This window comes from Chromobacterium vaccinii, from assembly GCF_001855275.1.
GTDB classification, from domain to species: domain Bacteria; phylum Pseudomonadota; class Gammaproteobacteria; order Burkholderiales; family Chromobacteriaceae; genus Chromobacterium; species Chromobacterium vaccinii.
On the sequence record NZ_CP017707.1, the window covers coordinates 2,889,898 to 2,909,993 of the forward strand.

A 20,096-nucleotide genomic window follows, 5' to 3' on the forward strand; every position below is an offset into this window, starting at 1 on the left:
TCAAACTGCGAATAAGATGGCGCCGCGGCTCAGAGCGGCGGGCTGGTCGGACCGTGCGCGCCCATGTGGTTGTGGCCCACCAGGCTCTTGCCGCTGGCGGTGACGTCGCCGCTGACGATGACGCTGCCCGTTACAGTGGCGCCGCCGCCGCCCGAAACCGCCAGGCCGCCCTTGCCGGTGATCGCGCCCTGCACCGTCAGCGTGCCGCTGATCTCGGTGGCTGGCGCGTTGATGCTGACCTTGCTCCCGGCCTTGACGGTGACGGTCTGGCCGCCGTCTATGGTGATGCTGGAGGCGGCTTTGATCAGCACGTCGGCCTGGGTGTCCACCACCACGTGCTTGACCCCGCCGTTGACGGTCAGCTGGTTCTGCTGCCGGTCGTACTCCAACACCGCGCCGTCGGCGAAGCGGCGCTGCCATTTCTCCTCGCTCGCCACCGGCACCGCGTCCGCCTCGGAATAGATGGCGCCCAGCACCACGCCGTCCTCGCCGCGGGCGTCCATCAGCACCGCCACCTGTTCGCCGATGTCCGGCAGCCAATAGTCCTTGTCCTTCAGGCTCTTGCGGCTGAGAACCGGCAGCCAGGCGGTCAGCAGCTGGCCCAGCTCCGGCAGCCGCACCCGCACCCGCTGGGTGGGAGCGTCATGCTCGGCCACGCTGCCGAATTTCAGCGTCGCCAGCGCGTCGGGCAGGGAAACGTCGTTCATTTCTTCTCCTTGGCCGCGGCGGGCGCCGCGCGTTTCAGGTCCAGTTCGCAGATGTAGCCTTCCTGTCGCGACAGGCGGTGGCGGGCCCGCTCGATCAGGTAGCGGCCGGACAGCTTGCCGAAGCCGGACAACTCCACGTTGCGGCCGGCGGCCAGCTGCGGCGAACCGTCCACGGTGACGCTCATCTCGGTGCGCGCCAGTTGGCGGCGCTCCATCTCTGCCTTGGCCTGCAGCTCCGCCTGCGCCCGTCCGCCCGACTTGCGGGTGAGCTTGACCACGTCGGCGCTGCTGGCCTTGCCGCCGGGCGAGCGCGCGTCGGCGCCCACCCGCGCCGTCTGCAGCTTGCGCTTGTGCGGGTCGTGGTAGCTGACCTCCACCGCGCTGGGCACCTGCGACAGCTGGTCGCGCGCGCGCCAGGCGATCAGGTCCGCCGGCGCGAACTGGCGCACGCTGGCGGACGCCACCAGCTCGGCGCGCTTCCAGAACACCAGCTTGCGGTTGTTGTCCATCACCTTGCAGACATAGCCGTAGTGGCTGGACACCCGCTGCAGGAATTGCAGGTCGGTTTCGTGGTACTGGGTCAGGCGCTCGATTTCGACATCCTCGATCTTGCCTTCCAGCTTCATGCCGTGGCGCTTGGCGATCCGCTGCGCCAGCGCCTGCAGCGTCAGCTTGTCGTAGGCGCGGCCCTCCGGCGTGCGCAGCGGATGCTGGACGCCGGTGGCCAGCGCGCGGATGTGGACCACCGACGGCGGCGCGCTGTAATCGACCTCGTCCACGTCGAAGCTGCCCAGCACCACCAGCGCCGCGCCGCGGTAGCCCAGCTTGAAGTCCAGCGTCGCGCCCTTGTCCGGGTACCAGCCGTTCAGCCAGCGGCCGTCGCAGTCTTCCAGTTCCACCTCCAGCTCGTCCGACTCTCCGGACAGATGGTCGGTGTAGCTGATGTTGAGCGCGTACTGGGCGATGTCGGCAGTGATGGACTTGCCGTTGTAGCTGAGCTCGAACGCCGGCGCCGCCACGTCCTGGATGCGGCTGTCGGTCATGAGCGCCTCCACGGCGGCAGCTCATCCAGCGCCGCCTCGTCGCGCGCCTCCAGCAGCGGGATGGCAAGCTGGGTGCCGGCCGGCAGCGTCTCGCTGATCGGCGCCTGCGGATTGGCGGCGATCAGCATCACCATCTGGCCGACGTCGCCGTAATAGCGCCAGGCGATCTGGTCCCAGCGCTCCCCTTCCTGACAGATGTGCTTGAGAAACATGGTTCACTCCAGAATGCGGCGCAGCACCGCTTTGGCGGCCAACTTCGCCATCTCGATGTCGCGGGCCGGCCAGTTTTTGTCGATGTCGCGGACCGTCGCCTCCGCCTTGCCCAGCTTGTCGGCGACGTTGTCCAGCGTGCAGCCCTGCATCGTTTCGGCCAGCGCGCCAAGCTGGCGGCCCATGGCCTGAAACTGCGGGATCAGCGGCTTGATGCTCTCAGCCAGCCGCGAATACGGCTGGATGAACTGGTTCAGTCGCTCCACGCCCTGGGCGATGCCCGGCACCGCCGTCTGCACATCCTTCAGCACGCCCGGCACCCGTCCCAGCGCCGACAGCGGATCGCGCCGCGCCAGGTCTTTCAGCTCGCGCACATCGTTGACTACCTTGCGCGCCTGCACCGCCATGGTCTTGGCCTGGGACAGCGCCTTGCTCAGGCCGGACAGGTCCGGCTTGAAGCCGGCGCCGGCCAGCGACTGCTGCAGCTTGGCCTGCGGCAAGCCGCTGACGCTGCCCAGCAGGCCAGGCTTGGGCGACGGCGCCGCCTGGCCGCGGAATTCGCGCAGCGACAGCTGCGCTTCCACCGCCAGCAGATTGCCGGTGCGGTCGCTCTGGCGGCCGGTGCTGGTCAGCTCGGTGATCACGAAATGGCCTTTGTGATCGCCATTGCCCAGCACCAATGCCAGCGCCTGGTGCGTCTGGCGGGCGGCGTGCAGCCGCTGCAGCTCGGCGTCCGGCTGGCAATAGGCGGCGTGCAGCACCAGATCGATGCGGACCTCGTCCAGACGGTCGCCGACGAACTGCAGCACCGGTTTGCCGCCTATCCGCGCGTGCTCGGCGTAATCGCTGCCGCCGCGCTGCTCCAGGCCGTCGAAATAACTGATCAGGTCGAACTCGATGTCACCCAGTACTGCGTACATCGTTTGCTCCTTTCTTCATGGATGCGTCTCCTCAGCCCCGCGCCGCGTAGCTGCGCCGCTGACGGTCCGCCTCGTAGCGCTTCATCATTCGTTCGAACTCGGCGAAAGACTGCTGCATCGCCTGTTGCGCCTGCTGCTTGACGCCGGCCGACGCCGCGCCGTTGATGGTGATCTGCGGCGAGAAGGTGATGTTGAACACGGCGGCCGGACCGGCGGGCTTGGCCGCGGCCTTGTTGGCCGTCTGCTGGATGCGTCGCAGCTGTTGCGCCTGCTGCGCCTGAGCGGCCGGCTTGGCAGCGGGTTTGGGGACAGGTTTGGCTGGCGCCGCCGGCTTGGGAACCGCCACCGGCTTGGGCGGGATCGCCCGCTTGGGCACTGCCACCGGCTTCGGCGCGGCGCCCGGCTTGCCTGCCCAGTTGCCTATCTTCTCGCCCAGCCATTCGCCGCCCTTCTGCCCCAGCCAGCTGCCCACCTGCCGGCCGACAAAGGTGCCGATGCCGGGCAACAGCATGGTGCCGATGGCTGCGCCGGCCGCGCCGCCGGCCAAGGCCCCGGCGGTGCCGCCCAGCGTCTTGCCGTAGGCGGCCGCCTTGGCCTGCGGGCTCAGACTGGATCGGCTGGTGGACAGCAGATCCATGCCCACGCCCAGCAGATCGGCCTTGCCGATCAAACTCTTCAAGCCCTTTCCGCCCTTGCTCAGCGCTTTGAGTCCCGTGTTCAGCAAGCCGCCGCCGGACTTGGGCAGCTTCAATCCGGACAGCAAACTCTTGCTCTTGCCCGGCAGGCCGCGCGCTTCCTTCAGCGCATTGCCAGGCTTGACCGATGGTTTCGCCGCCGGCTTGGACGCGGCTTTAGGCTTGGCGGGAGACTCGGCCTTGGGAACCGGCTTGGCCCTTGTCTTGGGCTGGGGTTTGGAGGCCCCGCCGGTTTTCGGCGTTTTGGCCGCTGGCTTGGCGGCCGGGCGCTTTTTCCCCTTCCCGTCCTTGCCCCCGGCTTTGGCGCCAGGGTCGCCGCCGGAGTCATCGCCGGCCAACAGGGTGCCGGCGGCTGCCATCGCCTTTTGGAAAACGTTGCCGGACGCGCCGGAGTAAGCGCGCATGGCCTTGCCCGCCATCCCGCCGGCCTTGGACACGGTCTTGCCCAGTTCCTCCAGCTGTTCCAGCCCGCCCAGTAGCGAATCGACGCTGGGCAGCACTCCGCCCAGCTTGGCGTTGAGCTTGCCGTGGAGGAAGTCCAGCGCCTCGCGCCCCTCGCCCTTGGACAGCGCGGCACGCAGTCTGCCGCTGGCGTCGGCCACCACCGCGCCGCCGCGCTTGGCGTAATCGGCCTTGCCGAGCAAGCTCTTGCCAGCGTCGCCCGGCTTGAGATCGGACCACTTGACGCCGTCCAGGCTGCGCAGCGTGACGCCGGCCAGCTGGCCGCTTTTGGATACCACCTGGCCCACGGTCTCGGCGGTCTTGAGGCCGCCCAGTATCTTGTCGACGCTGGGCAATTTGCCGCCCAAGGCCTTGTCGAGCCTGCCGTGGACGAAGTCCAGCGCTTCGCGCCCTTCGCCCTTGGACAAGGCAGCATGCAGCTTGCCGCTAGCGTCGGCGATCACCGCCCCGCCGCGCTTGGCGTAGTCGGCCTTGCCGAGCAAGCTCTTGCCGGCGTCGCCCGGCTTGAGATCGGACCACTTGACGCCGTCCAGGCTGCGCAGCGCGGCGCCGGCCAGCTGGCCGCTCTTGGACACCACCTGGCCCACCGTCTCGGCGGTCTTGAGGCCGCCCAGGATTTTTTCGACGCTGGGCAGCTTGCCGCCCAAGGCCTTGTCCAGCTTGCCGTGGACGAAGTCCAGCGCTTCGCGTCCCTCGCCCTTGGATAAGGCGGCATGCAGCTTGCCGCTGGCGTCGGCGATCACCGCGCCGCCGCGCTTGGCGTAGTCGGCCTTGCCGATCAGGCTCTTGCCGGCGTCGCCCGGCTTCAGATCGGACCATTTGACGCCGTCCAGGCTGCGCAGCGTCGCGCCGGCCAGCTGGCCGCTCTTGGACACCACCTGGCCCACCGTCTCGGCGGTCTTGAGGCCATCCAGGATCTTGTCGACGCTGGGCAGCTTGCCGCCCAGTTTGGGATTGAGTTTGGCGTGGATCGCCTCCAGCGCCTTGCGTCCATCGCCCGTCGACAGCGCGGCGTGCGCCTTGCCGCTGGCCTTAGCGACGGCGGAGCCGGCTTTCTGGGCCAGATCGGCGGCGCGGATCAGTTCCTGCCGGGTCGGCAGGCGGAGCTTGCCAAGGGAGAGATCGATGCTGGGCCAGCGCCAGCGGGAAGAAGAGGACGGAGAGGAGGAGGAAGGGCGTTTGGCGGGCGCGTCGCCGGCATCGTTGCCGCCGCCGCTCCGATTGCCGCTCTTGCTCCCTCCCCCCTGGCCGCCGCGCCCGCTGGAGCGAGGCTCGCCCGCCGGCGGCAAATTGCGCTCGGCCTTGCCCTGGTCGCGGCGCTGGCTCTCCAGCTTCTGCTCGACTTGGCGGATGGACGCGCTCAGCCGGATCGAGGCCATCACCTCGATCCGGCTTTGCTGGATGCGCAGCGTCGACTGCAGCGCGCCGCCCGGCGCGATGTTCAGCGCCCGGCCGCGCCGCAAGCTTGCCTGCCAGGCTTCGTGCTGGCGGGTCAAGCGCCCGAGCGTGGCCTCCAGCTGGCGGTGCTGGCGCTCCAGCCGCGCCAGGTCCAGCCCGGCATAAGCCCGGCGCGTGCGCTCGACATTGCCGGCCAGGTCCTTCTGCGCGTCGGACAGGCGCAAGCTGCTCTTGCGCAGATCGTCCATCGCTGAGCGCGCGGAGCGGAAGGCGTTGTCGAACACCCCGGACAGCGTCGCGCCCACCTTAAGGCCGATGAAAAACTCGCTTACCATGGTGATTGCCTGTATTTGGGGAATAGAAAGGGCGATCGGCCCCGTCCCGGCGGGCGGGAGGCGGCCGATCAGGAAAAGATTCGGGCTGGGAGCGGCTGGGCAGCCGCCCTACATGGCATCCAGCAGGTGCTGCTGGCGTTCGTTGCGGCGCTGGACCTCGCGCTCGGCGACTTCGCACCAGAACCAGTAGTCGTCCATCGCCAGCGCGTCGATCTCCGACGGCGGCAAGTTCAGCACCGTCAGCAAGACCTCGTCGAACGATTTAAGCGTTGTCGGATCCGCCCACCATTTCGCGAAAGCTGTCGGCCAGCGCGCGGCTGTCGGCGATGTCCAGCTGGTCGATGTCTTCCAGCGTCAGACCAGTCATGCGGGCGAACAAGAAGTCTTCCTGGTCGGCGTCGTCCTGGCTGTGGTGGCTGGCGGCCTTCAGGTCGGCGCGCTTCAGGCGCGCCACTTCCAGCGTGTCGATGCGTTGGCCGGCGGCGTTGGTGAACGGGTATTGCAGCTTGATCTGCATGATGGCTCCTTGAAGCGGGTTGGGATGCCGTCATTTTCCGGCAGCCCGTATCCTGGGTATGCGAAAGCGCTTTAGGGATTGGCTTTAAAAACGGCTGGCGGGGTCGGGAGGCAGCCTCCCCGCCAGCCGCGCCCAAGCGCCCGCGGACCTGATCCGCGGGCGCGCCGGGATTAGCCGCCGATGTTCTGGCGGTACAGCTCCAGCATGTCGCTGCCGCCTACGCGGAAGATGTTGGCCATGTAGTCCAGCTCCAGGATGTCCTCGCCGTCCACCACCTGCTTGACGTAGGTCGCGGTGAAGGCGGAGCTGAAGTCGGCGTTTTCATGCTGCTTGAAGGTACCCAGCGGGTTCTTCTTGAACATCACGGTCAGGAAGGTGACCAGGCTCACCTGCTGCAGGCGGCCTTGCGAGCCGTAGGTCTCAATGCTGGAACGGGCTTGCAGCTGCACTGCCTGGAACGGATTGGCGATGATCTTGGCCACATCCTTGTACAACGAGTTCCACTTGATCTCGCCTTCCAGCTTCTCGAAGCCGGCCGGCAGCTCGATCTTGCCGACCATGCCCAGCGCCTTGTGCTCCTGCATGATGGCGGACACGTCCGGCAGCTTGATCTCTTCGGCGCGGCCCAAGAGCGAGTTGCCGTTGATGTAGATGTTGGCGTTGGTGATGCGGTTGATTTCAATCTTGCCGGCCATGATTAATTGCCTCCTTTCAGGCTGAGCAGGTATTCCGAGGTGATCTCGGTTTCAAAGGTCAGGCGCTCCAGCGGCGGGGCCACGGTGTACTTGTAGCTGATCAGCAGGTGGCCGGCGGACAGCTCGGTTGCCGGATTGCGGGCCGGGTCGAACCAGGCTTTGAAGCCCAGCAGCGCGCCGTCGCCGATCAGTTTGCGGCCATAGCCGTTCACCGATTCCACCAGCGCGTCGATGGTGGCCTGGTTCAGCGGCATGTCGATGAACTGCTGGCTGAAGTAGCGGATAGACTCGTTGATCACGTCGCCGGTGCGGCGCACGTTCTCGAAGTTGCGCATGTGGCTGACGGTCGGCCAGGCCGCGGTACGGTTGCCCCACAGGCGGAAGCCGGAGCCGTAGCTGTTGAACACGGTGGTGATGCCGGACGCGTTCAGCTGGTTCACTTCGCAGTTCGGGTCGTCGATCATCGCGGTCAGCTGGCGCTCGACGCCGACCACGCCGGCCAGCTCCTGGTTGGAGCTGGACCACCAGAAGCCCTTGTCGTTGTCCACCTTGGCGCGCAGGCCGGCGGCGCGGGACGACAGCGGCTCGTAGCGCAGGCCGCCGTTGCCGTCGGCCACCATCACGTGCGGGTAGCACAGGCGGACGCGGTCGCTGGAAGTGTTGAAGTTGATGGTGCCCGCCGGGCCGCGGCCGGCCAGCGCGTCGGCGAAGGCGGTGCCGATCGGCGCGTCGACATAGGCGATGGCGTCCAGCTTGTCGGCCATGGCCGCCATTTCCGCGGCGACGGTGTTCTGGGTGCAGAAGCCCGGGGCGATCAGCAGCTTGGCGAAGAAACCGAACTTGTTGTAGGTGTCCTGCAGCGCCTTGATGCCGGTGCGATTGCCCGCGGCGTTGACGGCGCCGATGATGTCGGCGGCGGTCACCTTGGACGGGTCGGCGTAGTCGTAGCTGACCTTCAGGCCTGCGCCGATCGCGACGGTGCCGGTCTTCAGGCGGGTGATCTTGCCGTACACCGCATCCAGCACGTAGTCCTGGCCAGCGATGTAAGCGGTGGCGCCGTCGGCGCTCTTGACCACCACATTGGCTACCGCCGGATACTTCAGGCGCGCGGAGTCGGTGGCCGGGTCCAGGGTCACGGTCTCGTCCTTGGCCGAGCCTTTGTGTACCGCCGGGTCCAGCACGTTGATCACCACCACGGTGCCGGCGCCGTGATCGTAGATCCCGGTCAGCGCCTGCGGAATGGTGAAGCCGGGCAACTGCGGGCCGAAAGCCGCCGCGTCTTTTTCCGACAGGGTCAGCGTGGTGACGTTGACCGCGCCGGCCGGCGCGGTGCCGATCAGGCCGATCACCGCCGACTTGACGGTGCGCACCGGGCGCGGGCCGCGTTCGACTTCGATCGTTTCAACGCCATGCAGATAGTTTGCCGCCATGCTTACTCTCCTTGTTCAGCGGTATGGGAAGGGATGGTTTCGCCCGCGGACTGCGCGCTCAGGTAGCCCAGCGCCACCAGGGTGCGGGTGTAGCTGTGTTCTTCCGGCATCTCCACTTCCTTGCCGGGAAACAGCATGATTTCCTGGCCGTCGCCCAGGGTGACGCCGCTGATCGGACCGGAATACAGATACTTCATGGTTGCTCCTCGTATGAGACTGCGTTAAGCATGATCACGGGCTCCAGGTCGGCCTCCGTCACTTGCAAGGTATCGGTGGCCAGCGCGATGACGTAGCGCGCCACGCCGTCGCGGTAACCCAGAAAGGTTTCCGACAGCAGCCACGCTGGTTGGCAATCCGGCGGGGCGAAGCCGAGGCAGGCCCGCCGTATCGCGTCCAGCGCGTCGCAATCCCCCAGCCCGGCGTCGCGCTGGTTCAGCAGCACCGTGATCGCCAGCTGCAGCGTGCGCACCTGGCCATAGCCGTCGCGCAGCGGGCCGAACTGGCTGCCGCGCAGGCACAGCAGCGCCGCGCCCTGCGGATGCGCCAGCGGATAGTCGTCCTCGGCGCCGGCGTAATACTCGACGGTCAGTTGCGGCGCCGCGCCGCGCAAACGCGCCAACAGCGCGCCGACAATCTGGGAAGTGCTTGCCACAGCGGAACTCCAAGCAGAGGGGAAAAGGGACGCGCGGAAACCGCGCTCGGACTGCCGGCCAGCGGGGTTGCTTGCCGGATGTGGCGAAGAATGCAGCAGGGAGAGGGTGGGGTTCTTGTAGCCGCCATTACTAAATACGGCACTGACATCGCGCTGACACCGGTCATCCGGCCCGCGATACGGGGAAATGGAACAATGCCATCCATCAGAACGACATCACGCGGGAGCGCACATGCAGGCACAACTTCGCAGCAAGGGACCGGAACTGCTGGCCGACCTGACCGACCACATCACCGCGGCGCTGCGGCAGCTGGCGAACACCGAGGACAGGCAGGCTGAGAAGATCGCGCGCGAAATCACCCGGCGCATGGCCCAGCACTGGGGCGGCCAGAACGTCTACTTTCCCTTGGGCAAGAGCAGCAAATCGGCCGAGCGCGACCGCTGCATCCTGGCGGAATTCAACGGTTCCAACCACGCCTCGCTGGCGCAGAAGCACGGCATCTCGGTGCAATGGGTATACAAGATCATCAAGAACGCGCGCAGCGCATCCTGACGCCGCCTCTCTCCACGCGTTGATTCCGTCCGATTGACAAAAGCAGGATCGGCCGACACAGTAAGCTCACGCCATGGCACCGGCGCAATATCAAAATAAACAAAGAGCATCAGGAGAGATTCATCATGAAAACCCGAAACAGTCTGCTGCTGTGCACCTTGGTGGCAGGCGTCGCCGCTTGCAACAAACCCGCCAGCCAAGCGCCGCAACAGGAACAGGCCGCCGCCGGTTCCGCGGTGGTCAAGATCGGCACCGCCAACCCGCTGACCGGCCCCTTCGCCCACTGGGGGCGCGATGCCGACAACGGCGTCAAGCTGGCAGTACAGGAAGCCAACGCCGAGAAGCTGACCCTGGATGGCAAGCCGGTCACCTTCGAAGTGGTATCGGAAGACGATCAGGCCGACCCCAAGGTCGCCACCCAAGTCGCCCAGCGCATGGTGGACGCGAAGGTCGCCGGCATCGTCGGCCACCTGACCTCCGGCGCGGCCATCCCCGCTTCCCGCATCTACGCCGACGCCGGCATCCCGATGATTTCCGGCTCGGTCACCAGCCCGTCGTTCACCCAGCAGGGCTACCACAACACCTTCCGCCTGATCGCCAACGACCTGCAGCAAGGCCAGGCGCTGGCCAAGTACGCGGTGGACAAGCTGGGCGCCAAGCGCGTCGCCGTCATCGACGACCGCACCACCTACGGCCAGGGCCTGGCCGACGACTTCGCCAAGTCCGCCGAGCAGGCCGGCGCCAAGGTGGTGAAGCGCGAATTCACCACCAACACCGCCACCGACTTCATGGCGGTGCTCACCTCGATCAAGGGCGAGAAGCCCGACCTGCTGTTCTACGGAGGCATGGACGCCCAGGCAGGACCGATGGTCAAACAGATGGCCAAGCTCGGCCTCAAGGCCGCCTTCATGGGCGCCGACGGCGTCAACACGCCGGAGTTCGCCAAGCTGGGCGGCAACAACGCCGAAGGCAGCTACGCCTCCAGCGCCGGCGCGCCCAAGGAAAAACTGCCCGGCTACGGCGAGTTCAGCCAGAAGTACAAACAGCAGTTCCAGGCCGACATCCAGGCTTACGCGCCGTACACCTACGACGCCGCCAAGGTGCTGATCGCCGCGATGAAGCGCGCCGGCTCGGCCGAACCGGCCAAGTATCTGCCGGAAATCGCCAAGACCGACTACCAGGGCGTCACCGGCCCGGTGAAGTTCGACGCCAAGGGCGACATCCAGAACGCCACCGTCTCGCTGTACCAGCTGAAGCAAGGCAAGTGGGTGGGACTGTAAGCATCCCTGTCGAACGGCAATAAAAAACCCCGCCAGAAGACTGGCGGGGTTTTTCATGGGAACGAACTCAGCGCGGCGCGCGCAAAGCACAAAGCCCAGCTCGTGTGAGCTGGGCTTCGTATGGGGCGTCTGGCGGTGTCCTACTTTCACATGGCGAATGCCACACTATCATCGGCGCTAAGGCGTTTCACGGTCCTGTTCGGGATGGGAAGGCGTGGGACCACCTCGCTAAGGCCACCAGACATAAACTGGCACAAACTGGAAGAAGCCTGGGCTGGTATTCAACCAACCCGCATATATTCGGTATTTGATGTACTTCGCACATCCACTCTCGTCGCCTAGCCTTGCTAAGCCACTCAAATGATAGGATCAAGCCTCACGAGCAATTAGTATCGGTTAGCTTCACGCCTCACAGCGCTTCCACACCCGACCTATCAACGTCCTGGTCTCGAACGACTCTTCAGGGAGGTCAAGCCTCCAGGGAAGTCTCATCTTCAGGCAAGTTTCCCGCTTAGATGCTTTCAGCGGTTATCTCTTCCGAACTTAGCTACCCGGCTATGCCACTGGCGTGACAACCGGTACACCAGAGGTTCGTCCACTCCGGTCCTCTCGTACTAGGAGCAGCCCCCGTCAAACTTCCAACGCCCACTGCAGATAGGGACCAAACTGTCTCACGACGTTTTGAACCCAGCTCACGTACCACTTTAAATGGCGAACAGCCATACCCTTGGGACCGGCTACAGCCCCAGGATGTGATGAGCCGACATCGAGGTGCCAAACACCGCCGTCGATGTGAACTCTTGGGCGGTATCAGCCTGTTATCCCCGGAGTACCTTTTATCCGTTGAGCGATGGCCCTTCCATTCAGAACCACCGGATCACTATGTCCTGCTTTCGCACCTGCTCGACTTGTCGGTCTCGCAGTTAAGCTACCTTTTGCCATTGCACTATCAGCACGATTTCCGACCGTACCTAGGTAACCTTCGAACTCCTCCGTTACACTTTGGGAGGAGACCGCCCCAGTCAAACTGCCTACCATGCACTGTCCCCAATCCGGATCACGGACCAAGGTTAGAACCTCAAACACACCAGGGTGGTATTTCAAGGACGGCTCCACTGAAACTAGCGTCTCAGCTTCAAAGCCTCCCACCTATCCTACACAAGTCTGTTCAAAGTCCAATGCAAAGCTACAGTAAAGGTTCACGGGGTCTTTCCGTCTAGCAGCGGGTAGATTGCATCTTCACAAACACTTCAACTTCGCTGAGTCTCAGGAGGAGACAGTGTGGCCATCGTTACGCCATTCGTGCGGGTCGGAACTTACCCGACAAGGAATTTCGCTACCTTAGGACCGTTATAGTTACGGCCGCCGTTTACCGGGGCTTCGATCAAGAGCTTGCACCCCATCACTTAACCTTCCGGCACCGGGCAGGCGTCACACCGTATACGTCCACTTTCGTGTTGGCACAGTGCTGTGTTTTTGTTAAACAGTCGCAGCCACCTATTCTCTGCGACCTGTCAAAGCTCCTCCCGCAGGGGATTCACCTCAACAGGCATACCTTCTCCCGAAGTTACGGTATCAATTTGCCGAGTTCCTTCTCCTGAGTTCTCTCAAGCGCCTTAGAATTCTCATCCTGCCCACCTGTGTCGGTTTGCGGTACGGTTCTTATGCAGCTGAAGCTTAGTGGCTTTTCCTGGAAGCGTGGTATCAGTCACTTCAGGTCCGTAGACCCTCGTCATCACTTCTCGGCCTTAAGGAGCGGCGGATTTGCCTACCACTCCAGCCTACCGGCTTAAACAGACTATTCCAACAGTCTGATGACCTAACCTTCTCCGTCCCCACATCGCACTGCATAAAAGTACGGGAATTTTAACCCGTTTCCCATCGACTACGCTTTTCAGCCTCGCCTTAGGGGCCGACTCACCCTACGCCGATGAACGTTGCGTAGGAAACCTTGGGCTTTCGGCGAGCGGGCTTTTCACCCGCTTTATCGCTACTCATGTCAGCATTCGCACTTCTGATATCTCCAGCATCCCTTACGAGACACCTTCACAGACCTACAGAACGCTCCCCTACCACGGACGCTTACGCGCCCATCCGCAGCTTCGGTTATCAGTTTGAGCCCCGTTACATCTTCCGCGCAGGACGACTCGACCAGTGAGCTATTACGCTTTCTTTAAATGATGGCTGCTTCTAAGCCAACATCCTGGCTGTCTGGGCCTTCCCACTTCGTTTACCACTTAACTGATCATTTGGGACCTTAGCTGGCGGTCTGGGTTGTTTCCCTCTTGACGATGGACGTTAGCACCCACCGTCTGTCTCCCATGCTCGCACTTTCCGGTATTCAGAGTTTGCCATGGTTTGGTAAATCGCAATGACCCCCTAGCCATAACAGTGCTTTACCCCCGGAAGTGATACATGAGGCACTACCTAAATAGTTTTCGGGGAGAACCAGCTATCTCCGAGTTTGTTTAGCCTTTCACCCCTATCCACAGCTCATCCCCTAGTTTTGCAACACTAGTGGGTTCGGACCTCCAGTGCGTGTTACCGCACCTTCATCCTGGCCATGGATAGATCACTCGGTTTCGGGTCTACGCCCAGCAACTAAAGCGCCCTATTCGGACTCGGTTTCCCTACGCCTCCCCTATTCGGTTAAGCTTGCTACTGAACGTAAGTCGCTGACCCATTATACAAAAGGTACGCAGTCACGGAACAAGTCCGCTCCCACTGTTTGTATGCATCCGGTTTCAGGTTCTATTTCACTCCCCTCCCGGGGTTCTTTTCGCCTTTCCCTCACGGTACTGGTTCACTATCGGTCGATCACGAGTATTTAGCCTTGGAGGATGGTCCCCCCATATTCAGACAGGATTTCGCGTGTCCCGCCCTACTTCTCGTATGCTTAGTACCAAGAATGCGTTTTCGTGTACGGGGCTATCACCCACTACGGCGGTCCTTTCCATGAACCTTCCACTAACGCAATCTCTATCACATACAGGCTGTTCCGCGTTCGCTCGCCACTACTTACGGAATCTCGGTTGATTTCTTTTCCTCGAGTTACTTAGATGTTTCAGTTCACTCGGTTCGCCTCCTCTGACCTATGTATTCAGTCAGGGATACCGCCTAAGCGGTGGGTTTCCCCATTCGGACATCGCGGGATCAAAGCTCTATTGCCAGCTCCCCCGCGCTTTTCGCAGGCTTACACGTCCTTCATCGCCTGTGATCGCCAAGGCATCCACCAGATGCACTTAGTCGCTTGACCCTATCATTTCAGCAGCCTAAACCACTAAAACAACAAGATGTGTTTGTGCGACGACTGCACCGCCCCTTTTGATATGGCGACGCAGCCTTAGATACAATCAAATACCCAAGATGACGATTTGTCCGCATGCAGAATTAACTGCATGCCTTCATCTCGCCGTCTCAATATATTCGGCTTCTTCAGTTTGTTAAAGATCGGGCGTTTATACAACGCAAACAGAATCAAACTTCTCAATTTGATTTTGTTTGCATTGAGTGGTGGAGGATGACGGGATCGAACCGACGACCCCCTGCTTGCAAAGCAGGTGCTCTCCCAACTGAGCTAATCCCCCAACTGGTGGGTCTGGTAGGACTCGAACCTACGACCCCTGCGTTATCAACACAGTGCTCTAACCAGCTGAGCTACAAACCCAGTAAACTTCTCTGCGCCAGGCCTCTCGACCCGGCTGCCCTTAACTACAAATAACCGATAGGCTGTAAGTGCTTGGCAATCGCCATTCTCTAGAAAGGAGGTGATCCAGCCGCAGGTTCCCCTACGGCTACCTTGTTACGACTTCACCCCAGTCATGAATCCCACCGTGGTAAGCGGCCTCCTTGCGGTTAGCCTACCCACTTCTGGTGAAACTCACTCCCATGGTGTGACGGGCGGTGTGTACAAGACCCGGGAACGTATTCACCGCAGCATGCTGATCTGCGATTACTAGCGATTCCGACTTCACGCACTCGAGTTGCAGAGTGCGATCCGGACTACGATCGGTTTTCTGAGATTAGCTCCACCTCGCGGCTTGGCAACCCTCTGTACCGACCATTGTATGACGTGTGAAGCCCTGCTCATAAGGGCCATGAGGACTTGACGTCATCCCCACCTTCCTCCGGTTTGTCACCGGCAGTCTCATTAGAGTGCCCAACTTAATGATGGCAACTAATGACAAGGGTTGCGCTCGTTGCGGGACTTAACCCAACATCTCACGACACGAGCTGACGACAGCCATGCAGCACCTGTGTTACGGCTCCCTTTCGGGCACCAAGATATCTCTACCAAGTTCCGTACATGTCAAGAGCAGGTAAGGTTTTTCGCGTTGCATCGAATTAATCCACATCATCCACCGCTTGTGCGGGTCCCCGTCAATTCCTTTGAGTTTTAACCTTGCGGCCGTACTCCCCAGGCGGTCAACTTCACGCGTTAGCTACGCTACCAAGGATTCAAACCCCCAACAGCTAGTTGACATCGTTTAGGGCGTGGACTACCAGGGTATCTAATCCTGTTTGCTCCCCACGCTTTCGTGCATGAGCGTCAGTGTCATCCCAGGGGGCTGCCTTCGCCATCGGTATTCCTCCACATCTCTACGCATTTCACTGCTACACGTGGAATTCTACCCCCCTCTGACGCACTCTAGTCGTGCAGTCTCCAATGCCGTTCCCAGGTTAAGCCCGGGGCTTTCACATCAGACTTGCACAACCGCCTGCGCACGCTTTACGCCCAGTAATTCCGATTAACGCTTGCACCCTACGTATTACCGCGGCTGCTGGCACGTAGTTAGCCGGTGCTTATTCTTCCGGTACTGTCATCCCCGCCAGGTATTAACCAGCGGGATTTCCTCCCGAACAAAAGTCCTTTACAACCCGAAGGCCTTCTTCAGACACGCGGCATGGCTGGATCAGGCTTGCGCCCATTGTCCAAAATTCCCCACTGCTGCCTCCCGTAGGAGTCTGGGCCGTGTCTCAGTCCCAGTGTGGCGGATCATCCTCTCAGACCCGCTACTGATCGTCGCCTTGGTGAGCTCTTACCTCACCAACTAGCTAATCAGACGTCGGCTGCTCGTATAACGTGAGGCCTTACGGTCCCCCACTTTCCCCCTCAGGGCGTATGCGGTATTAATCCGGCTTTCGCCGAGCTATCCCCCATTACACGGTACATTCCGACGCATTACTCACCCGTTCGCCACTCGTCAGCGGTGCAAGCACCCTGTTACCGTTCGACTTGCATGTGTAAAGCATGCCGCCAGCGTTCAATCTGAGCCAGGATCAAACTCTTCAGTTCAATCTCAAGCAAATTTTCTGGCACGCAAGTTCAAAGAAATAAACAAGTATCTCTTGTCTCTTGCAGTGCAAGTGTTCGGCTTTCGCCAAGCACTTACACCTATCGGTTATTCGTTCTGTTAAAGAGCAGTGCCGTCCGCCGCGTCGTCTTCACCGGAACCGTTTCGTTTCCGCTGCTTCGTTCGCTGCGTCAGCTGAGGAGACGAACTATACCTGCGCCCTCACCCTCGGTCAACAGGTTTTTTGAGAAAACATGGAGGTTTTTACAGGAAAATAGCCAATAGCCTGTTTTTAAATGATTTTTCATTTTATCCTTTTCAAAAAAAGATCGAATCTCCTGTATCCGCAAGCCTTTCCGATCGTTTTCAACACCTTGAAAATTTCCAGAAAGCAAAAAAATAAGCCTGTTTTTTCAAAAATCATCGAAAAGATACAACTTCTCGGCCGCCTTGGCGTGACGTTGTCATTTCATGTTAGGATGAAATGCCTTCATCATCAGGATGCGCGCCATGAACATTTCCCTGCGGCAACGAATACGGGGTCTGCCCTCCGGCTTCCACCTGCTGATGTTGAGCGATGCGCTGAGCGGTCTGGCGATGGGCGCCGGCTACGTCAGCATCAGCTGGTGGGTGGTATCGACCGGCGGCGCGCGCGACATGGCATGGTTCAGCACATTGACCGCGCTGGTGATGCTGATCGCGCTGCCGCTGACCGCGCCGCTGGGCGACCGCTTTCCCAAGAACCGGGTGATCGCCGGTGGCATCCTGCTGGCGATGCTGTCCGGGATGGCCTTGGCCGCGATGGCCTGGTTCGGCTTCTACAGCCTGGCCTGGGTCGTCGCCAGCGAATCGATGGCCATGTTCGCCTGGGCCATCGTGTTTCCCTCGATGCTGAGCATCGCTTCCGAACTGGTGCCAGCCGCGCGGCTGACCGACGCGCTGTCGCTGCAAAAAAGCTCGCAGTCGGTGGGCAATCTGATAGGGCCGGTGGTAGGCGGCAGCCTGATGGCCTTCATGCCCGCCTGGCTGGCGCTGGGCGCTTACGCCATTCTGCTGGCTGTCGCGGCAATCGGCGCGCTGCGCATCCAGATTCCGCCTCGCGACCTGGCCGACTTGCGCGATGAAAGCTTCGTCGACCAGGTGCGCAGCGGCCTGCGCGTGCGCTGGCGCATCCCGCTGGAGCGCAGCTGGGCGTTCTGGGGCTTGCTGGTGATGACCGCCTACCTTCCCATGGTGGTCACGCTGCTGCCGATCAAGCTGCATCAATTGGGCCTGCCCGCGATCTGGCTGGGCGCCTGCGAAGCGGCCGCCAGCGGCGGCCTGCTGATCGGCTCGCTGTGGCTGACCCACCGCCTGCTGCAATACTGTAGCCGGCCGCGCGCCCGCGCATTCGCCATGTGGGCGCTGGCGGCGGTGTTCCTGGTGGTGGCGCTGACCGACAGCCCTTATCTGATGCTGGCGATGTTCGGCATCGAAGGCATGCTGCTGTCCATCACCATGCTGATCGGCCAGACCCATCGCACGCTGGCGGTGCCGGAGGCTTACCGCGCCCGGGTATCGGCGATCAATGTGCTGGTGGCCAAACTGGGCGGCATGCTGGGGCCGGCGCTGGCGGGCATCCTGCTGGCCAGCTGGTCGCTGGATGGCGTCTACCTGTTCTTCGCGCTGTTCCACCTGCTGACGGTGCCGCCGATGCTATTGCTGCCCGGCGTTAACCGCTTCCTCGGCCTGAGCCACGATGAGGTCAAGGACTGGTATTTGCGCCAACATCCCGAAGCCTTCGAACCGATCGCCCCGGCCGCCGGCAAACTGAAGCAGCCCATATAAAGCAAAACGGCGACCGAAATGGCCGCCGCTTTCACATATCTATATATAAGGTAAGGAACTGCCTCAGAGCACGTAGCGCGCCAGGTCCTCGCGCTCGGCCACTTCGCCCAGCTTGGCGTCAACGTAGGCGCCGTCGATCTTGCATGCGCCGGACTTGGCGTCGAAGGCCACTTCCTCCAGCAGCTTCTCCATCACCGTGTACAGGCGGCGGGCGCCGATGTTCTCGGTTTTCTCGTTGACCTGCCAGGCGATCTCGGCCAGCCGCTGGATGCCGGACTCCTCGAAAGCCAGTTCCACGTCCTCGGTGGCCAGCAGCGCCTGGTACTGGCGCGTCAGGCAGGCGTTGGTGCTGGTCAGGATGGCCTTGAAGTCGTCCACCGACAGCGACGACAGCTCGACGCGGATAGGCAGGCGGCCCTGCAGTTCCGGAATCAGGTCGGACGGCTTGGACAGCTGGAAGGCGCCGGAGGCGATGAACAGGATGTGGTCGGTCTTCACCATGCCGTACTTGGTGGACACCGTGGTGCCTTCCACCAGCGGCAGCAGGTCGCGCTGCACGCCGGCGCGCGACACGTCGGCGCCGCTGTGGCCTTCGCCGCGGCTGGTGACCTTGTCGATCTCGTCGAGGAACACGATGCCGTTCTGCTCGACATTTTTCAGCGCCTCGGCCTTCAGTTCCTCTTCATTGACCAGCGTTGCAGCTTCCTCATCGATCAGCAGCTTGAAGGCGTCGGCCACCTTCATCTTGGCAGCCTGCTTCTTGCCGGCGCCCAGTCCCTGGAACATGCCCTGCAGCTGGCTGGCGAAATCCTCCATGCCCGGCGGCGCCATCACGTTCATCTGGGCGGCCGGCGCGGCGATTTCCAGCTCGATCTCTTTATCGTCGAACTTGCCCTCGTGCAGCATCTTGCGGAATTTCTGCCGAGTGGCGCCATCCTCCTGCTTTTCCTCGACCGCCGGCTCCTCGGCGAAAAAGCCGGACGGCTGCTTGCGCGGCTGCGGCAGCAGCACGTCCAGGATGCGCTCCTCGGCGGCGTCCTCGGCGCGCGCGCGGTTGCGCTTGATCGCCGCTTCGCGGGTGCCCTTGATCGCCACGTCCACCAGGTCGCGGATGATGGTGTCGACGTCACGGCCGACATAGCCGACCTCGGTGAATTTGGTGGCTTCCACCTTGATGAACGGCGCGCCGGACAGCTTGGCCAGGCGGCGGGCGATCTCGGTCTTGCCGACGCCGGTGGGGCCGATCATCAGAATGTTCTTGGGGGTGATTTCGCTGCGCAGCGGCTCCGCCACCTGCTGGCGGCGCCAACGGTTGCGCAGCGCGATGGCAACCGCGCGCTTGGCCTTGTGCTGGCCGATGATGTGCTGGTCCAGCTCGTGGACGATTTCCTGCGGGGTCATTTGCGTCATGACGTTCTCCGCCCGGCGAGCCTCGCCGGGCCATGCATTCGGGATCAGGCCGCGTCGTCCGGGCCCAAGGTTTCGATCAGGTGGTTGTGGTTGGTGTAGATGCAGATGTCGCCGGCGATCTCCAGCGATTTCTTCACCACCACTTCCGGCGCGAGGTCGGTGTTCTCAAACAGCGCGCGCGCGGCCGACTGGGCGAAGGCGCCGCCGGAGCCGATGGCAGCGATGCCCTGCTCCGGCTCCAGCACGTCGCCGTTGCCAGTGATGATCAGCGTGTGATCCTTGTCGGCTACGATCAGCATCGCCTCCAGCCGGCGCAGCATGCGGTCGGTGCGCCAGTCCTTGGCCAGCTCCACCGCCGACACCAAGAGATTGCCCTGATGCTTTTGCAGTTTGGCCTCGAAGCGCTCGATCAGCGTGAAGGCGTCGGCGGTGCCGCCGGCGAAGCCCGCCAAAACCTTGCCGCCATGCAGCTTGCGTATCTTGCGCGCGGTGGCCTTGATCACGATATTGCCCAGGGTCACTTGCCCGTCGCCGCCCAGCGCCACGCGCTCGCCGCGACGGACGGACACGATGGTGGTGCCGTCGAACTGCTGCATATTGGTATTCCAATCAATGGCGGCCGGCGATGTGCCGGCCTTTGACCGATATATGCAGACGATCGCCGCGAT

16 protein-coding genes, 2 tRNA genes and 3 rRNA genes are annotated in these 20,096 nt (G+C 62.4%); 3 read left to right on the forward strand and 18 right to left on the reverse strand.

Annotated elements, in window-relative coordinates:
• Nucleotides 1–29 precede the first annotated feature (29 nt).
• The 11 genes from BKX93_RS13350 to BKX93_RS13395 form a co-directional block, all read right to left on the reverse strand.
• On the reverse strand, nucleotides 30–707 hold the full coding sequence (locus BKX93_RS13350; protein WP_070980185.1) for a phage baseplate assembly protein V: 678 nt from the start codon (nucleotides 705–707) through the stop codon (nucleotides 30–32).
• Nucleotides 704–1,750 carry a phage late control D family protein gene (locus BKX93_RS13355; RefSeq protein WP_244887179.1) on the reverse strand — a complete coding sequence of 349 codons (1,047 nt, stop codon included), beginning with the start codon at nucleotides 1,748–1,750 and terminating at the stop codon, nucleotides 704–706. The genes BKX93_RS13350 and BKX93_RS13355 overlap by 4 nt, the downstream gene beginning before the upstream one ends.
• Entirely contained in the window at nucleotides 1,747–1,962 is a 216-nt protein-coding gene (locus BKX93_RS13360) for a tail protein X (RefSeq protein ID WP_046157938.1), read from the reverse strand. Before BKX93_RS13360 ends, BKX93_RS13355 begins: the two co-directional genes overlap by 4 nt.
• Before the next feature lie 3 nt (nucleotides 1,963–1,965).
• Nucleotides 1,966–2,880: a phage tail protein gene (locus BKX93_RS13365; RefSeq protein ID WP_052717717.1), complete on the reverse strand. Its 915-nt coding sequence runs from the start codon at nucleotides 2,878–2,880 to the stop codon at nucleotides 1,966–1,968.
• Between the two features lie 31 nt (nucleotides 2,881–2,911).
• Nucleotides 2,912–5,770: a hypothetical protein gene (locus BKX93_RS13370; protein ID WP_070980190.1), complete on the reverse strand. Its 2,859-nt coding sequence runs from the start codon at nucleotides 5,768–5,770 to the stop codon at nucleotides 2,912–2,914.
• A 108-nt stretch (nucleotides 5,771–5,878) separates the two neighbouring features.
• Nucleotides 5,879–6,016: a hypothetical protein gene (locus BKX93_RS25380; protein ID WP_021476592.1), complete on the reverse strand. Its 138-nt coding sequence runs from the start codon at nucleotides 6,014–6,016 to the stop codon at nucleotides 5,879–5,881.
• A 16-nt stretch (nucleotides 6,017–6,032) separates the two neighbouring features.
• Nucleotides 6,033–6,287, reverse strand: a complete 255-nt coding sequence (locus BKX93_RS13375) for a phage tail assembly protein (protein ID WP_021476591.1) — start codon at nucleotides 6,285–6,287, stop codon at nucleotides 6,033–6,035.
• A gap of 170 nt (nucleotides 6,288–6,457) precedes the next feature.
• Nucleotides 6,458–6,982 carry a phage major tail tube protein gene (locus tag BKX93_RS13380; protein ID WP_046159141.1) on the reverse strand — a complete coding sequence of 175 codons (525 nt, stop codon included), beginning with the start codon at nucleotides 6,980–6,982 and terminating at the stop codon, nucleotides 6,458–6,460.
• A gap of 2 nt (nucleotides 6,983–6,984) precedes the next feature.
• Complete coding sequence (locus tag BKX93_RS13385; RefSeq protein ID WP_046168908.1) at nucleotides 6,985–8,412, reverse strand: phage tail sheath subtilisin-like domain-containing protein; 1,428 nt, start codon at nucleotides 8,410–8,412, stop codon at nucleotides 6,985–6,987.
• Between the two features lie 2 nt (nucleotides 8,413–8,414).
• The gene (locus tag BKX93_RS13390) at nucleotides 8,415–8,609 is read right to left on the reverse strand and encodes a hypothetical protein (RefSeq protein ID WP_021476589.1); all 195 of its coding nucleotides are present in this window, start codon (nucleotides 8,607–8,609) and stop codon (nucleotides 8,415–8,417) included.
• Entirely contained in the window at nucleotides 8,606–9,064 is a 459-nt protein-coding gene (locus BKX93_RS13395; protein ID WP_046168909.1) for a Gp37 family protein, read from the reverse strand. The genes BKX93_RS13390 and BKX93_RS13395 overlap by 4 nt, the downstream gene beginning before the upstream one ends.
• A 232-nt stretch (nucleotides 9,065–9,296) precedes the next feature.
• On the opposite strand from BKX93_RS13395, the gene BKX93_RS13400 reads away from it, so the two are divergent.
• Together BKX93_RS13400 and BKX93_RS13405 are read left to right on the forward strand one after the other, a co-directional pair.
• Nucleotides 9,297–9,617: a Mor transcription activator family protein gene (locus BKX93_RS13400; protein ID WP_021476587.1), complete on the forward strand. Its 321-nt coding sequence runs from the start codon at nucleotides 9,297–9,299 to the stop codon at nucleotides 9,615–9,617.
• 125 nt (nucleotides 9,618–9,742) lie between these two features.
• Nucleotides 9,743–10,897 (forward strand): branched-chain amino acid ABC transporter substrate-binding protein, encoded by a 1,155-nt coding sequence (locus tag BKX93_RS13405; RefSeq protein ID WP_070980192.1) that lies wholly within the window; start codon nucleotides 9,743–9,745, stop codon nucleotides 10,895–10,897.
• Nucleotides 10,898–11,024: 127 nt separating this feature from the next.
• Here the strand turns inward: BKX93_RS13405 and rrf are convergent.
• From rrf to BKX93_RS13430, 5 genes are all read right to left on the reverse strand, one after another.
• Nucleotides 11,025–11,139, reverse strand: a 5S ribosomal RNA gene (rrf, locus tag BKX93_RS13410).
• 123 nt (nucleotides 11,140–11,262) lie between these two features.
• A 23S ribosomal RNA gene (locus BKX93_RS13415) occupies nucleotides 11,263–14,153 on the reverse strand.
• A 255-nt stretch (nucleotides 14,154–14,408) separates the two neighbouring features.
• A tRNA-Ala gene (locus tag BKX93_RS13420) sits at nucleotides 14,409–14,484 on the reverse strand.
• 3 nt (nucleotides 14,485–14,487) lie between these two features.
• Nucleotides 14,488–14,564 (reverse strand) — tRNA-Ile (locus BKX93_RS13425).
• Between the two features lie 93 nt (nucleotides 14,565–14,657).
• Nucleotides 14,658–16,193 (reverse strand): 16S ribosomal RNA (locus tag BKX93_RS13430).
• The 16S, 23S and 5S rRNA genes sit together here with 2 tRNA genes alongside, the layout of an rRNA operon.
• 508 nt (nucleotides 16,194–16,701) lie before the next feature.
• Between BKX93_RS13430 and BKX93_RS13435 the strand changes: the two genes are divergently transcribed.
• A complete protein-coding gene (locus BKX93_RS13435; protein ID WP_186009422.1) occupies nucleotides 16,702–18,018 on the forward strand; it encodes an MFS transporter in 1,317 nt (438 codons plus the stop codon).
• Nucleotides 18,019–18,081: 63 nt separating this feature from the next.
• Here the strand turns inward: BKX93_RS13435 and hslU are convergent, their stop codons facing one another.
• Together hslU and hslV are read right to left on the reverse strand one after the other, a co-directional pair.
• Nucleotides 18,082–19,428, reverse strand: coding sequence for an ATP-dependent protease ATPase subunit HslU (hslU, locus tag BKX93_RS13440; protein WP_070980196.1), 1,347 nt, complete (start codon nucleotides 19,426–19,428; stop codon nucleotides 18,082–18,084).
• Nucleotides 19,429–19,472: 44 nt separating this feature from the next.
• A complete protein-coding gene (gene hslV, locus BKX93_RS13445) occupies nucleotides 19,473–20,024 on the reverse strand; it encodes an ATP-dependent protease subunit HslV (protein WP_043630155.1) in 552 nt (183 codons plus the stop codon).
• Nucleotides 20,025–20,096 lie beyond the last annotated feature (72 nt).

Excerpts from the sequence above, each read along its gene's own strand:
- hslV (WP_043630155.1), bottom strand. The coding sequence starts at position 20,024 with ATGCAGCAGTTCGACGGCACCACCATCGTGTCCGTCCGTCGCGGCGAG.
- BKX93_RS13350 (WP_070980185.1), bottom strand. The coding sequence starts at position 707 with ATGAACGACGTTTCCCTGCCCGACGCGCTGGCGACGCTGAAATTCGGC.
- BKX93_RS13435 (WP_186009422.1), top strand. The coding sequence starts at position 16,702 with ATGAACATTTCCCTGCGGCAACGAATACGGGGTCTGCCCTCCGGCTTC.
- BKX93_RS13360 (WP_046157938.1), bottom strand. The coding sequence starts at position 1,962 with ATGTTTCTCAAGCACATCTGTCAGGAAGGGGAGCGCTGGGACCAGATC.
- BKX93_RS13365 (WP_052717717.1), bottom strand. The coding sequence starts at position 2,880 with ATGTACGCAGTACTGGGTGACATCGAGTTCGACCTGATCAGTTATTTC.
- BKX93_RS13390 (WP_021476589.1), bottom strand. The coding sequence starts at position 8,609 with ATGAAGTATCTGTATTCCGGTCCGATCAGCGGCGTCACCCTGGGCGAC.
- hslU (WP_070980196.1), bottom strand. The coding sequence starts at position 19,428 with ATGACGCAAATGACCCCGCAGGAAATCGTCCACGAGCTGGACCAGCAC.
- BKX93_RS13375 (WP_021476591.1), bottom strand. The coding sequence starts at position 6,287 with ATGCAGATCAAGCTGCAATACCCGTTCACCAACGCCGCCGGCCAACGC.
- BKX93_RS13355 (WP_244887179.1), bottom strand. The coding sequence starts at position 1,750 with ATGACCGACAGCCGCATCCAGGACGTGGCGGCGCCGGCGTTCGAGCTC.
- BKX93_RS13370 (WP_070980190.1), bottom strand. The coding sequence starts at position 5,770 with ATGGTAAGCGAGTTTTTCATCGGCCTTAAGGTGGGCGCGACGCTGTCC.
- BKX93_RS13400 (WP_021476587.1), top strand. The coding sequence starts at position 9,297 with ATGCAGGCACAACTTCGCAGCAAGGGACCGGAACTGCTGGCCGACCTG.
- BKX93_RS13385 (WP_046168908.1), bottom strand. The coding sequence starts at position 8,412 with ATGGCGGCAAACTATCTGCATGGCGTTGAAACGATCGAAGTCGAACGC.
- BKX93_RS13405 (WP_070980192.1), top strand. The coding sequence starts at position 9,743 with ATGAAAACCCGAAACAGTCTGCTGCTGTGCACCTTGGTGGCAGGCGTC.
- BKX93_RS13380 (WP_046159141.1), bottom strand. The coding sequence starts at position 6,982 with ATGGCCGGCAAGATTGAAATCAACCGCATCACCAACGCCAACATCTAC.